General features: G+C 57.8%; 14 protein-coding genes. 9 read left to right on the top strand and 5 right to left on the bottom strand.

Features of this window, described 5'->3' with window-relative positions; translation table 11 throughout:
* The first annotated feature begins 42 nt into the window (after nucleotides 1-42).
* Together lysA and F0155_RS04305 are read left to right on the top strand one after the other, a co-directional pair.
* The gene (lysA, locus tag F0155_RS04310) at nucleotides 43-1317 is read left to right on the top strand and encodes a diaminopimelate decarboxylase (RefSeq protein WP_150523242.1); all 1275 of its coding nucleotides are present in this window, start codon (nucleotides 43-45) and stop codon (nucleotides 1315-1317) included.
* A 137-nt stretch (nucleotides 1318-1454) separates the two neighbouring features.
* A complete protein-coding gene (locus F0155_RS04305; protein ID WP_150523241.1) occupies nucleotides 1455-4022 on the top strand; it encodes a TIGR02302 family protein in 2568 nt (855 codons plus the stop codon).
* A gap of 73 nt (nucleotides 4023-4095) precedes the next feature.
* On the opposite strand, the gene F0155_RS04300 is transcribed toward F0155_RS04305, so the two are convergent.
* From F0155_RS04300 to F0155_RS04290, 3 genes are read right to left on the bottom strand one after another with little or no spacing between them, the layout of a single operon-like run.
* Complete coding sequence (locus F0155_RS04300) at nucleotides 4096-4491, bottom strand: response regulator (RefSeq protein ID WP_150523240.1); 396 nt, start codon at nucleotides 4489-4491, stop codon at nucleotides 4096-4098.
* 11 nt (nucleotides 4492-4502) lie between these two features.
* Nucleotides 4503-5039 (bottom strand): hypoxanthine phosphoribosyltransferase, encoded by a 537-nt coding sequence (gene hpt / locus F0155_RS04295; protein ID WP_150523239.1) that lies wholly within the window; start codon nucleotides 5037-5039, stop codon nucleotides 4503-4505.
* Nucleotide 5040: 1 nt separating this feature from the next.
* Nucleotides 5041-5952, bottom strand: coding sequence for an MJ0042-type zinc finger domain-containing protein (locus tag F0155_RS04290; RefSeq protein ID WP_150523238.1), 912 nt, complete (start codon nucleotides 5950-5952; stop codon nucleotides 5041-5043).
* A 189-nt stretch (nucleotides 5953-6141) separates the two neighbouring features.
* Between F0155_RS04290 and ftsE the strand changes: the two genes are divergently transcribed.
* The 4 genes from ftsE to F0155_RS04270 all read left to right on the top strand — a co-directional run bounded on the left by ftsE (nucleotide 6142) and on the right by F0155_RS04270 (nucleotide 9472).
* Nucleotides 6142-6801, top strand: a complete 660-nt coding sequence (gene ftsE, locus F0155_RS04285; protein ID WP_150523237.1) for a cell division ATP-binding protein FtsE — start codon at nucleotides 6142-6144, stop codon at nucleotides 6799-6801.
* A gap of 93 nt (nucleotides 6802-6894) precedes the next feature.
* On the top strand, nucleotides 6895-7842 hold the full coding sequence (locus tag F0155_RS04280; protein WP_244303456.1) for a cell division protein FtsX: 948 nt from the start codon (nucleotides 6895-6897) through the stop codon (nucleotides 7840-7842).
* Between the two features lie 179 nt (nucleotides 7843-8021).
* A complete protein-coding gene (locus F0155_RS04275; RefSeq protein WP_208999122.1) occupies nucleotides 8022-8642 on the top strand; it encodes a YdcF family protein in 621 nt (206 codons plus the stop codon).
* A 62-nt stretch (nucleotides 8643-8704) separates the two neighbouring features.
* Nucleotides 8705-9472 carry a lysophospholipid acyltransferase family protein gene (locus F0155_RS04270; protein WP_150523234.1) on the top strand — a complete coding sequence of 256 codons (768 nt, stop codon included), beginning with the start codon at nucleotides 8705-8707 and terminating at the stop codon, nucleotides 9470-9472.
* On the opposite strand, the gene F0155_RS04265 is transcribed toward F0155_RS04270, so the two are convergent.
* Nucleotides 9463-9987 (bottom strand): gamma-glutamylcyclotransferase, encoded by a 525-nt coding sequence (locus F0155_RS04265; protein ID WP_150523233.1) that lies wholly within the window; start codon nucleotides 9985-9987, stop codon nucleotides 9463-9465. The genes F0155_RS04270 and F0155_RS04265 overlap by 10 nt on opposite strands.
* An 85-nt stretch (nucleotides 9988-10072) precedes the next feature.
* On the opposite strand from F0155_RS04265, the gene F0155_RS04260 reads away from it, so the two are divergent.
* Nucleotides 10073-11152: a DUF2125 domain-containing protein gene (locus tag F0155_RS04260; RefSeq protein WP_161599753.1), complete on the top strand. Its 1080-nt coding sequence runs from the start codon at nucleotides 10073-10075 to the stop codon at nucleotides 11150-11152.
* Nucleotide 11153: 1 nt separating this feature from the next.
* Here F0155_RS04260 and F0155_RS04255 read toward each other — a convergent pair whose 3' ends face one another.
* Nucleotides 11154-11618, bottom strand: a complete 465-nt coding sequence (locus F0155_RS04255) for a GNAT family N-acetyltransferase (RefSeq protein WP_150523231.1) — start codon at nucleotides 11616-11618, stop codon at nucleotides 11154-11156.
* Nucleotides 11619-11762: 144 nt separating this feature from the next.
* On the opposite strand from F0155_RS04255, the gene yddG reads away from it, so the two are divergent.
* Nucleotides 11763-12653: an aromatic amino acid exporter YddG gene (gene yddG, locus F0155_RS04250; RefSeq protein ID WP_150523230.1), complete on the top strand. Its 891-nt coding sequence runs from the start codon at nucleotides 11763-11765 to the stop codon at nucleotides 12651-12653.
* Nucleotides 12654-12827: 174 nt separating this feature from the next.
* The gene (locus F0155_RS04245) at nucleotides 12828-13718 is read left to right on the top strand and encodes an HpcH/HpaI aldolase/citrate lyase family protein (protein ID WP_150523229.1); all 891 of its coding nucleotides are present in this window, start codon (nucleotides 12828-12830) and stop codon (nucleotides 13716-13718) included.
* Nucleotides 13719-13736 lie beyond the last annotated feature (18 nt).

Genomic DNA, 13736 nt, shown 5'->3' with positions numbered 1-13736 from the left:
TGGCAAGAGTGATCGGCTTCTAGACCCGGCGAGACAAACTTCGTGCATCATTTTCAGTATAAAGACGGCGTCCTGCATGCCGAAGACGTGTCCGTTGAAGAGATTGCTGCGGAAGTCGGAACTCCGTTCTATTGTTATTCGACGGCTACGCTCACACGGCATTACGAGGTCTTTTCCTCCGCCTTCACAGGCATTCCCACCCTTGTCTGCTATGCGATGAAGGCGAATTCCAATCAGGCGGTCCTTCGCACGCTCGGAGATCTGGGCGCTGGCATGGATGTCGTCTCGGAAGGCGAGCTGCGCCGGGCACGGGCGGCCGGTGTTCCGGCAAACAAGATCCTCTTTTCCGGCGTGGGCAAAACTGAAGCTGAACAGGCTTACGCGCTGAACGAGGATATTCTCTGTTTCAACGTGGAATCCGAGCCGGAACTGGACCAACTTTCCCGTGTTGCCAGCCAGATGGGCAAGACGGCCCGCGTGTCGCTGCGCATCAATCCGGATGTCGATGCGAAAACCCACGCAAAGATTTCAACTGGCAAGGCCGAGAACAAGTTCGGCATTTCCTGGCGCCGGGCGCGGGAAGTGTATGCCCATGCAGCCAAGCTGCCGGGCATTCAGGTTTCCGGTATTGACATGCATATCGGTTCGCAGATTACAGAGCTGCAGCCGTTTGATGATGCCTTTGCCCGTCTGGGTGAGCTGATCGGGGATCTGAGGTCCGATGGCCACGCGATTGATCATATTGATCTCGGTGGTGGGCTGGGCATTCCCTATGTCACGGACAACGCGCCACCGCCGCATCCCGACGCCTATGCTCAGGTGGTGAAGAAGCATGTCGAAAAGCTTGACTGCAAGATCATCTTCGAACCGGGGCGTCTGATCGCTGGCAATGCGGGTATTCTCGTCTCCAAGGTGATTTACCTGAAGGACGGAGAAAACAAGCATTTCCTCATTGTCGATGCGGCCATGAACGATCTCATTCGCCCGACTTTGTATGAGGCCTATCACGAGGTGCGACCCGTGCGCGAGCCGGAGGCCGATACTCCGCGCATGACGGCAGACGTGGTTGGACCGGTCTGCGAAACCGGCGATTATCTTGCCCAGATGCGTGAGCTGCCGCGAATGGAGTCCGGTGATCTTCTGGCGGTTTACTCTGCCGGAGCCTATGGCGCCGTTCAGGCCGGAACCTACAATTCTCGGCTTTTGATTCCCGAGGTCCTTGTCAATAAAGACGAGTTTGCGGTCATCCGTCCCCGTACAAGCTACGAGGATTTGATCGCGCTGGACCGCATTCCGGACTGGCTCAACCGTTCTTGACTGAATATGCGGGCAGTTTTGCCCGTATTCGCCTTGCCCCCGCCCGTTTCATGCCTCACCTTATTGAGAGTGAACGGTGCTGTCGGGCCTTGCGTGTGATTTGGGCCCGGCCCTGACACATGCGATGGAGGCGGCTTTTGACCCGCAAGCCAGACACCTATCAGACCCAGACCGGCGCAGGTTCCCTGATCCGCAGGCTCAACCGCATCATAGGCCAGAGCAGACTGGCGCTGTTTGTCGAGAAACTTTGGCGAGCCCTGTTCCCCGGAACGGTCGTCCTTTGCTTCTTTGTGGGGCTTTCGTGGATCGGTTTTTGGGATCTTGTATCGCCATGGATCCGCATTCCCGTTCTTGCCGGGTTGGCACTCACGTTTTTGTGGTCACTTGGTGCTCTGCGACACCTGTCATGGCCAAGCCGTGAAGAGGCTCTTGCGCGCATCGAAACTGAAAGCGGCGTTGACCACCGTCCCCTGACTTCATTCGAGGATGACCTGTCCCTTGGCGGGCATGATCCCGCCAGCCGTGCGCTGTGGACCCTCCACAAGAAGCGCCTTGAGGATCAACTTGCGAAAATGCGGGCGCATGCGCCCAATCCGCAAGCCTATCGTCTTGACCCTTACGCGCTTAGAACCGTCGCCGTCATGCTGGCGGTTACGGGATATTTCGTTGCCGGGGATCAGCACTGGCAAAGACTTGGTGCAGCCTTCCAGAACCCGTTCGTTGCAGACGATGTCCCGACCCGGATGGATGCCTGGGTCACTCCGCCGCTTTATACCGGCGAACCCCCTCTTTATTTGACCGGGGAAAGCGCCGCCTTGCGCAAGCCCGGTGTGCCGCTCTCTGTGCCCGAAGGCTCCATCGTCACGGTTCGGGCGCAGGGCATGAAGGATTTGGGAGTGGAGTTCGCGGACCAATCGACCGGCAAACGGGAGCCTGTGAAGCCGGATGACGTTGACGGTGAGACCACGGGTGAACATTTGCCGTTTGAAGTGGAATACAAGCTTCAGGCATCGGGATCCATTGATCTGGTGCGCGATACGCGGGTCATCCAGCAATTTGCGTTTGTCGTCCGGCCCGATGATGCGCCGGAAATCCGTTTGACCGACGATCCTGAGGAGCAGCTGAGCGGCGCGCTCAAGTTCTCCTATCTCGTCAAGGACGACTACGGGGTCGTCTCTGCCGAAGCGCACATTGCACCGGCTCCAGAGACGCTGCGCAGCGGCAAGACACCCCGACCGCTTGTCGAGGCCCCACAGTTTCCGTTGTCCCTGCCCCCTGTTGCAGGGACCGCCAAAACCGGGGAAACCATCCGGGACCTTACCTCCCATCCATGGGCTGGGCTTGAGGTCGATCTTCTGCTGACGGCGCGTGACGAGGCGGCTCAGGAAGGAACCTCTCCGGCTTATCGCATCACGTTGCCGCAACGCCTTTTCCGCAAATCGCTCGCCCGGGCGATTGTGGAGCAGCGTCGTGATCTCGCGCTGGATGCCAACAACCATTTGCAGGTGATTACTGCATTTGATGCCCTGATGCTGGCGCCGGAGGCCTTTGGTCTTGAACTGCGGGTTTATCTCGGCATGGATTATGCCTACCGGCAGATCATTTCGGCCGATAATGACGATGAGCTCAAGGAGCTGCTGCCGGTCCTGTGGGACCTAGCACTGACCATTGAGGACGGTGACCTGTCGGTCGCGGAACGCGCGCTTCGCGATGCACAGGAAGCCCTGCGCAAGGCTCTTGAGAATGGCGCGAGCGACGAGGAAATCGCTCGCCTCACCCAGGAGCTTCGCGATGCGCTGAACAACTACATGCAGGCACTTGCGGAACAGATGCAGCGCAATCCGCAGGCGATGCAGCCGTTCAATTCCAGCCAGCAACAGACCATGTCCCAGCAGGATCTGTCGGACATGCTCGACAAGATCGAGGAACTGGCAAAAACGGGCTCTCGCGATGCGGCCCGCGAGCTGCTTGCCCAGATGCAACAGATGCTTGAGAACCTGCAGGCCGGTCGTCCTCAGATGATGCCGCCAGATGGCAAGACCGGCGAAATGATGGAAATGCTGAACGAACTCAGCGAAATGATCCAGAAGCAGCAGCAGCTAATGGATCAGACCCATCAGTTCAACCAGCGCCAATCTCCTGATGGACAACAGCAGGGCCAGAACCAGCCCGGTCAACAGAACCAGCAACAGCAGGGTCAGGGCCAGCAGATGACGGCCGAACAGCTGCAGAAGATGCTGGATCAGCTCAAGCAGGGTCAGGGAAACCTCGCCCAGCAGCTGCAGGAATTGATGGAGCAGCTTGGCCAGAACGGTATGGGCGAAAACCAGGCGCTGGGTGAAGCCGGGAAATCCATGGGCGAGGCCCAGCAGTCTCTTGGTGAAGGTCAGGGTGAACAGGCGCTTGGCCAGCAAGGCAATGCGCTGGAATCTCTACGCCAGGGTGCGCAAGGGCTGGCAGAACAGATGATGGGTCAGGGCAATGGGCCGGGTATGGCCGAGGGACCTGCCCCGCGCGACGAGGATCCGCTAGGGCGACCACGCCGGACCGAAGGCCCGGATTTTGGCAATCGGGTCAAAGTGCCGGACGAGATCGATGTTCAAAGGGCACGCCGGATTCTGGAGGAGTTGCGTCGCCGGTTCTCGGACCCGTCCCGCCCGCAGATAGAACTTGATTATCTGGAGCGCCTGTTAAAGCGCTATTGATGGTCCAAGACCTTTTCCCAACGAAAAAACCCGGCCTATGGCCGGGTTTTGAATTTCACAGTGACCGCTTGTTTCAAGCGTAACGGCGTGTCTGTTCCGGCATATGCCCACCAAGCGCCTCACGCACCGCCTTGCGGATATCGGCGAGTGAAAACGGTTTGGTGATGATGTCCTGTACCAGACTGTCGAGCCCGTTCGCCCGCTCGCGCTGATCGGCAAAGCCGGTCATCAGCAGGATCGGGATTTGCGGAAAGTCTCTTGCCGTATGAAGGGCAAGGGCAATTCCATCCATAACCGGCATCTTGATGTCCGACAGAAGGAGATCGAAGCTGCCTTTTGTGCGGACAAGCGTTTCCACAGCCTGTCCACCGTCTTCCACGGCTTCGACCTGATGGCCGTCAAGCTCAAGGGCCCGCTTTACAAAGCTGCGGACGGCTTCGTCATCTTCAGTCAGAAGAATGCGTGCCACATTCACTCTCCTTAGGTCTCATCCGGCACCACGTACCCGATGAATGGTAACTGCCTCCAGGCATGTCCCATGTCCATGCCATACCCGACCACAAACTTGTCCGGACAGGCAAAGCCCACGAAATCTGCTGATATCGCAGCTTTCCGCCGCTCCGGCTTATCCAGCAGGGCAGCAATCTGAACGGACCGGGCGCCCCGGCCCAGAAGGCGGTCGCGGGCAAATTTCAACGTACGCCCGGATTCGAGGATATCATCGACCAAAATGATATCTCTCCCGTTAACGTCGCTTTCCACGTCACGCAATACTCGGATTTCTTCGGAGCCTACCGTACCGGCCCCATAACTTGAAAGATGGATAAACTCCATCTCCGGCGCAAGCCCTGCCCGATGCATTTCTCGCACGAGATCGGCTGCAAAAATGAAGCTTCCCTTCAAGACAGCAACGACAAGCAGGTTCTGCGGTTGGGTTTCTGCCACTTCCTTCGCCAGATCGGATATGCGCGTGGCAATGGTCTGTTCATCAAAAAGAATATTTATCGTAGGTGTCATGTCACTCGAGTGCGAGTTGGCGCTTGTCTCTGTCGATAAAGCGAACTTGGATGTCGGTTGCGCCTGAGGGCGGGTCGGTCAGGATGGTCCGAAACCTGGTTTCGTCCCGTGGATTGAGAACTCTCGTACGCGGTTCTACCGTCCAGGCGTAAATCTCTCGCAAATCCGATCCGCGAATTGACAGGCGAATGGCCGGAAGCTGGTTGGTATCATCCAGTATATTCCGGATTGTGCCTTCGACAACCAAAACCTGCTTGCCACCGTCAACTTCGGAAAAGGTGCGCAGGTCACTGAATTCAAGGCCTCTTAGATTGACCTCAAGGCCGATCATCTGGAAGAAACTCGCCAGATCCGGAGCCTGCCGCACGATGGTGGAGCGGAAGCTCACCACCATGACGCAGAGCAGGATGGAGCCGACGAGAACGGAGAGGCTGCCCACGCGCTTCAGGTTCAGCGATTGCGTGAACTGGGCGACTTTCTGGAAGCGCTTTTTCTTGAACTTTTCCGGATTGACCTTCACCTTCGGGCGGTGTGCGCTGGCTTCAATGCCTTCAGGCTGCTCGTCCCCTTCCCCGGAAGGCTCAGGGTCAACGTCGGTCTCTTCGGCTACCGTGTCGGCCTCGAAAGCTGCCATGTCAGGCGTTGGAATTTCAACATTCGACGTATAGTCGTCTGCATCCTCATAGCCGTTATCGTCCTCTGCGGGCGTATCTTCGGCTATGCTGTCGCGAGCCCAGGCATCGGTATCGGCAACGACCTTTTCTTCCGGTTCGTCGACCTTGTCCGCCTCGTCGGAGGGTGACACGAACCAGCGATTGCCGCATTTCGCGCATTTGACGCTTCTTCCCTCGGAGCCGAGAGCCTCAGCCTTAATATCGTAGGACGTCCTGCATTCCGGACATTTGATCTTCATCTGGGGAAGACCCTTTGCATGTCATGTTGCATCGGCCGGTTGAACAGGCCGTGATGATCAATTTCCGGCATTGTAAACGGGCACGGTTTGTTGTGCCATCGGAGGCAGCCTATAGAAGGACATTTATATGATTAATGAAGCGTTAACGGGAGAGGCTTAGCTTGGCGGCACGCGCAATGGAGACGAATAGTGATCCGCTTTGAAAATGTCGGGTTGAGATATGGAATGGGGCCGGAGATTCTGCGCGATCTTTCCTTCGAGATCGAGCCGCAGTCGTTCCAGTTCCTGACCGGGCCGTCCGGGGCCGGCAAGACCAGTTTGATCCGACTGCTGTTCATGTCGTTGAAGCCCACCCGCGGTTTGATCAAGGTTTTCAACCGGGATCTCAGCCAGATCAGCAAGCAGGAAATCCAGCCGCTGCGCCGCAAAATTGGTGTGGTTTTTCAGGATTTCCGCCTTCTGGATCACCTGACCACCTATGAAAACGTGGCCTTGCCGTTACGAGTTCTGGGAAAGGATGAGTCCGAGTACAGGGCAGATGTGGTTGAGCTCCTGAAATGGGTGGGGCTGGGCGAGCGCATGCATGCCATGCCTCCGGTCCTGTCCGGCGGGGAGAAGCAGCGCGCGGCAATTGCGAGAGCGTTGATCACTCGCCCCGAAGTGCTTCTGGCGGACGAGCCGACCGGTAACGTCGACCCGCCACTTGCGCGCCGCCTGCTTCGGCTGTTTATCGAACTCAATAAACTGGGGACATCGGTCATCATCGCAACCCACGACATCGCCCTTCTGGAACAGGTGGATGCAAGGCGTATGGTTCTTGCCGATGGCCGTCTGTCCATGTTCGACTAGGTGGCCATGTCAGACCAAAACAAAAAAGCACCCGCCATCGACCCTCCGCAAGCATCCGGGCGGAAGCCAGGGGCCAAGAAACCGTCCGTCCGCATGCGAAAGGAACCGGTCGATATGGGGCATGCCCCGCAGAAGTCCAAGCTGCGACCGTCCGCGCCCATCGTTCCTCCGCAATCCGTGGCCGGACGGTCACTGACCCTTGTCGTGGCCATCATGAGTTTCCTCGCCTGCCTGACGGTCGGGGCGGTTTCGATTGTCTGGGAAGCTGCTGATGCCTGGCAGAACGATCTGGTGCGCGAGATCACCATCCAGATCCGCCCGATCGAGGGTGTCGACATGCTCAAGGAAATCGACAAGGCCGTCGCTCTGTCGCAGGAATTTTCCGGCGTCGGCAATGTACATGCCCTGTCCGACGAGGAAACACGGGCCTTGTTGCAGCCGTGGCTGGGGGAAGGCCTTGATCTGGACACGCTGCCCGTGCCGCGGTTGATCCAGATTCAGGTGGATGATCCACAGGCTCTGGATCTCTTGCAGTTGCGCGCTTCACTCTCCGAGAGCGTTCTGGGGGCATCGATCGATGATCACTCCGTATGGACTTCGCGCCTGTCTGCAATGGCCGGAACCGTGGTCCTCGGGGGCATAGGCATACTGGTTCTGGTTCTTGCCTCGATGGTGCTCAGCGTCGTCTTTGCAACACAGGCGGCCATGGCAGGCAACAAGGATGTGATCTCGGTCCTGCATTTTGTCGGGGCCGAGGACGGGTTCATCGCCCGCGAGTTCCAGCGCCACTTTCTGGTCCTTGGTCTCTTCGGCGGAGTATCTGGAGGTCTGTGTGCCATCGCCGGTTTTATCATTCTGGATGTCTTTACACGCGAGACTTCGGGCTATGCGGGGTCCGACCAGTTGTCGGCCCTCTTCGGATCGGTATCTGTTTCCGTACCGGGGTATCTCGGCGTGATCGGGATCATCTTTCTGGTGGCCGTGTTGACCGCGCTGACCTCCGGTCTTGCGGTTCGGGCGCACCTTGCAAAGGCGGATTGAACAATCAGTGGTATTTATACGACTTGACTTAAATTCCGCTCAGTCTGGTATCATAAGGCGTTATGATTCGAACGGAGCCTTCCGGGCCTGAAGACTTCAGACCCGATCTGGACCTAAAGCTGCGTCAGCCTTGCGAAGCGGAAAAACGGAAGCCTGGCAACCCTGACGAAGACGGTTTGATGGAAATTGCTGTCACGCGGCGCCGCATGGGCCGTGGACGCCTCCTTGTCACATCCGCACTCTGCATTGCCCTGCTTTATGTCGCTGTCGCATTTGTATCCTTTGCGCGAGATATAGCCGACATTCACGTGCCGACAGATCCGAAGGCCGATGCCATCGTGGTGTTGACGGGCGGCAAGGAGCGCATTGAACAGGCCATGCGCCTGCTTGAGGAAGGTCGGGCGGAGCGGCTGCTTATTTCGGGTGTTCATCCCGGATCGAGCGCGAGGCAGATTGCACGGGCGACTTCGACCGACCTGCCGTTGTTCGCATGTTGCGTGGACCTTGACCGTGCCGCGCTTAACACGTTCGGAAATGCCGCGGAAACGGCTGCCTGGGTTGCCCGGCATGACTTCAAGACATTGATGGTGGTGACCAGCGCCTACCATGTTCCGCGCGCAGAGCTGGAACTGGCTGACACCCTGCCGAATGTCAATCTGGTGCTTTATCCGGTGTTCTCGTCCGAACGTGACCTTTCGGAATGGTATGCGAACTTTGACACGATGAAGCTTCTCATGAGGGAATATGTGAAGTATACCCTCGCCCGGTTACGTATCGCGGTTGACCGCTGGTCAATCTGACTGTGTCTCGCAGTTCACCGCGTCGCCGTTGACAAATTCAGGTACCGGCCGGCCGAGGTCTCATGATTTTTCTGCGTTCAGCCCTGTTTCAGATCCTCTTTTACAGCGTCACGTTGGTCTACATGATCATTCTGTCGCCGGTCATGCTGCTGCCCCAACGCTGGGGCTGGTGGATTCTGCCGTTCTGGATGAACACGATGCTGTTCCTCATGCGGTGGGTTGTCGGTCTCAAGGTGGAATTTCGAGGCAAGGAGAACATCATCGAGGGGGGCTGCATTGTTGCGATGAAGCATCAGTCGGCATGGGAAACGGTCACGCTCGCGCAGTTCTTCCGCCGCCCGACATTCATCTTGAAACGCGAATTGCAGTGGATCCCGATCTTTGGATGGTATACCGCCAAATTCGGTCAGATTCCGATCAATCGCGGCAAGCGGTCCGAGGCTCTGGCCGCGATGATGGAAGCCGCTCGCAAGGCGGTTCAGTCCGGCCGCCAGATCATGATTTTCCCGGAAGGGACCCGTCGGCCTGTTGGGGCTGAACCGAAATACAAATATGGTATCGCCCATCTCTACAAGGATCTTGAATGCCCGGTCTTGCCGGTGGCGCTCAACGCCGGGGTTTACTGGCCCCGTGCGTCGTTCCTCGTCTATCCGGGAACCGTGATTGTCGAGTTCCTGCCCCTGATCCAGCCCGGCCTGCCGGTGGATGAGTTCCTTGCATTGATCGCAGAGAAAATTGAAACGGCGAGCAACCGCCTGATCGAGGAAGCGCGGCAGGCAACGCCGAAGCCGCCGATCTTCGCCAAGCTTGAATCAGCAGATCAGGCCTGACCTTTAAGCTGTGCTGCCAGCCAGGAGACACCGGCATCCCGAATGCCAAGCTCATCCAGGTGACAGGCCGTGCTGAGAACATATTCCGGGTTCTTGCCTGACTGGCCCACCGCGTGGGTGACAATGTTCAACTGCTTCTCAAGTGGCAAGGCGCCTGCATATTGGTCATGGGAGCGGTCAACCATATAGGTCAGCGCGTCGACGGTGCGCCCGTCCGCAAGCTTCACCTTCCGCCATTTCTCGATATAGACCATCGTGACCTGTTCGCGTGCCCGCAGATAATCAATGGTGGCGTCCCGTTTGTCGGCGGGAACTTCGAACGCCATGCCCCTGCACGCACCGCCTCGGTCCAGACCGAAGACGAGACCGGGTTTCTGCTGCGTTCCCCGATGGACCCATGAGTAGACACAAAGGGAGCGATGGGCACCGCGCAGCAGCGCCGGCTGGGCGCCAACATGGTCAAATCCGGGTTTCCACATCAATGACCCGTAGCCAAAAACCCAAAAATTGCTCATACCGACCCTGCAGTTCCCTCTGTCCAGCGGGACATAGCAACGCCACATTCAAGATGCAATGGCAGTCACCCTTCGGGGATATACCATGATTGCCGAGAGAAAGAAGTTCTGCGCCATGACCGCACAGCCCGAAGCTCCCAAACGAAACGTTGCCCGCAAAGTCATATTCCTCGGCGGGTTCGTCATTTTGTGTGGGGCGCTGTGGTCCGGTGCTTGGGCTTACGGTCGCTCCGTTGTTGAGCGGGAGATGGATGCCGAGCTCGGCCGTCTGGCTGCTGCCGGGACACAGGTGACCTGTCAGGATCGCAGAATTGGCGGCTATCCGTTCCGCTATGAAGTTTATTGCAGCTCTGCCGGGGCCCAAATGGAGAACGGGCAGGCTGTTCAGCTCGGCCCGGTACGTGGCGTTGCCCTCGTCTATAACCCCTGGCATGTCATTGCTGAAACAGATGGGCCGTTGGCACTCAAGGATCCGCTTTTGGGTGAGGTTTTGAGCGGAACATGGGAGCTGGTGCAGGCGAGCCTGAAACTCGGTGACCGGGGACCCAACCAGATCGATTTCGTTGTAACTGAGCCCGTGCTGGCGGGCAGTGAGACGACCCTCTTCCCACGTCTTGAAGCCAAGACGGCCTCGGTTCATGTGCGCCGGGCACCTGAGCAAGTCAGCGATCTGGATGTCTATCTGTCGACCGAGCAGATCATGTCAGCGGGTTCTCCGGCAGATTTTCCGGCCCTGGACGGTGTACTGCAGGTTCGGGTGCAAAATGGAGCGGGACTGCTGGAAGGTACGCAGATTCCAGATCTGCCACGTCTTGGTGACGGGAGCCTTCCATTCGAGCTGGTTACGGCATCGATTGCCACCGCCGACAGTCGGATCTCCCTCTCCGGGACGCTCAGCATCAATCCGGTCGGGCTGCTGAATGGTGAGCTTGAGCTCGAGCTTGCCGGGATCGAGAAGCTTGAGGCACTTGTTCTCAAGCATTTCCCGGAGGCGGCTTCCTTGCCTGCTCTCTTGAAAAGCGCTTCGCAAGCCCTTGGAACAGCCCAGACGGCTGAGGACGGATCGCAGACCGTGCGCTTGCCCGTTTCGGTGAGAGACGGCAACGCCCGGATCGGTTTTCTTCCAATCGGGCGTTTGCCTGCGATCAACGTATCCGGTCTTTGAGTTACTGGTCCGAGGCCACCCGGTCGATCGGGATAAGGTAGCTTTTGCAATGATCCGGCTGGGCGATCTTTTCATAAAGCGCCACGGCCGGAACGTTCTTGCCCGGAACAAGCCAGCGCAAATGTAGCCAACCGCGCTTGTGCCCTTCCTCGACGAGGCTCTCGATCATTTTCCGACCGGTGCCCTTCTGTCGATGGTCCGGATGAACATAAATGTCGTCCAGCTGGCCAAGGCGCAGGCCGGTGATGAGCTCCGGCAAATCGAAATAGACGGCAAAGCCGATGAGTTCGTCATTGGCAAAAGCGCCGATCACTTCCGCGTTCTTGTCGCTCAAAATCCGTTCTGCATAAAATTCGTCCGGCCTGCGCGGCGCGCCGCGCTTAAGGGCCTGCGCGTTTTCCGCAATGAGGGGGGCGAGCTGGTGCGCGTCGTCGATGCCCAGTGTGCGGATGTCCGTCATGCTCATTAAATCTCCGAAAGTGATCGGTTCAGATATCGACCCGCAAGATGTCCCAAAACAACCTCGACAATCAAGCGGCGTTCGAAAGAAGCCTTGCGCAAATTGTCGCCAGCGCCCTATGACACTGCGTAACCTTTGAATGGGGGGGCGATGTCAGAGGAAAATGGGCGCCTGCGGGCAACGCTGATTGGACTTACTGCGGTGTTGATGTGGGCGACGCTCGGACTTTTCGGCGCGGGATCTGGTCAAATTCCTCCGTTTTTGCTGAATGCCGTCTGTTTTGGCCTGTCGGGTGGTGCTGCTTTGGCATGGCTTGCGATGAAAGGTCGGCTCAGCCGCCTGAAACAACCCTTGAAGGTCTGGGCCTTTGGAACCATTGGCCTGTTCGGGTTTCATTTCTTCTATTTCACCGCAATCCGGAACGCGCCGCCGGTTGAAGCCAACTTGATCAACTACATGTGGCCCTTGCTGATTGTCGTGTTTTCGGCCTTTCTTCCTGGCGAAAGCCTGCGGTTTCATCATGTTGCAGGTGCTCTTCTGGGGCTTGGCGGCGCGGTGCTCCTGATATCGGGTGGTGAGGGGATCTCGTTTCAAAGCGGAGCGGCCGTTGGCTATGGCGCGGCAATTGCCTCTTGTCTCTTCTGGTCCACCTATTCCGTCCTGTCCCGGCGACTCGGTGCGGTTCCAACCGAAGCAGTGGCCGGTTTTTGCCTCATGACGGCGCTGTTGTCAGTGGTCTGCCATCTGGTGCTGGAAGAAACGATTTGGCCGGCCGGGATCACCGAATGGGGCTCGGTTCTGGCGCTCGCGGCCTTTCCCGTGGGACTTGCCTTCTTCACATGGGACATTGGCGTAAAGCGCGGCGACATTCAGGTTCTCGGCGCTGCGGCCTATTCTGCGCCGCTGTTGTCGACCCTGTTGCTCATTGCTTTCGGTTTTGGCGAGTTTACCTGGGTCGTTGCAGCCGCATGCCTTGCCATCACGCTTGGAGCAGTCATTGCGGCAAAGGACATGATCTTTTCCAAAAAGACATCGGGCTAATACGTCGCAGCGCTCCTTCAAGCGATGTCACGCGACCCAGCGTGAATGTGGCACTGCAAAATGAAAGCCCAGCCTAGCTCCGCCAAAAAATGCAATTCCGCCCTTCGAATGATTTCGCAATGCAAAAACTTCCTCTAGGGTTAGGCGGATTTGGAATATCGAACAGGGTTGTCCATGACTGATACGTTTCGCCCCCGCCGTTCTGCCCTTTACATGCCTGGCTCTAATGCCCGAGCGCTCGAAAAGGCACGTACCCTTGATGTGGACTGCCTGATCCTGGATCTGGAAGATGCCGTTGCGCCGGATGTGAAGGCGGAGGCGCGCCAGCAGATTCTGGATGCTGTTTCAGCGGGCGGGTATGGCGAGCGTGAGGTCGTCATCCGCATCAATGCGCTGGACACGCCCTGGGCAGAGGACGATCTGAAAATGGTCGTTCAGGCAAAGCCCGATGCGGTGCTGATCCCGAAGGTCAATTCTCCTGCCGATCTTCAGGAAGTTGCGCAAAAACTCAAGGTTCTGAATGCCCCCGAGGGCCTGAAACTCTGGGCCATGATGGAAACCCCGCTTGCCATGCTGAATGCGGCTGCAATTGCCGCCTGCGGGCGGGATGCGGGCGTTGGCCTTTCCTGCTTTGTCATGGGCACAAATGATCTTGCCAAGGAAACCCGTGCGCGGCTGGTTCCGGCGCGCGCGGTCATGATGCCGTGGCTGATGACCTGTGTTGCCGCAGCAAGAGCGGGTGGCATCGACATTCTCGATGGGGTCTACAACAATTTTCAGGATGCGGACGGTTTTGCCGCTGAATGCGCGCAAGGCGCGGAAATGGGAATGGACGGCAAGACCTTGATTCATCCCAAGCAGGTGGAAGCCTGCCATCTTGCCTTTTCGCCTTCGGATGACGAAGTCGCTTGGGCGCGGAAAATCAACGCCGAATTCGAAAAGCCTGAAAATGCCAGCAAGGGCGCGATTCAGGTGGACGGAAAGATGGTCGAGCGTCTACATGCGGAAATGGGACGGCGGGCGATTGCCATTGCCGACGCAATTGCCGCCCGCACGTCTGCATAACAAATCCAAGAGACACTC

Origin of the sequence: Roseibium sediminis (assembly GCF_008711325.1) — a bacterium.
GTDB lineage: Bacteria > Pseudomonadota > Alphaproteobacteria > Rhizobiales > Stappiaceae > Roseibium > Roseibium sediminis.
This window is presented reverse-complemented; position numbering and strand designations above follow the sequence as displayed.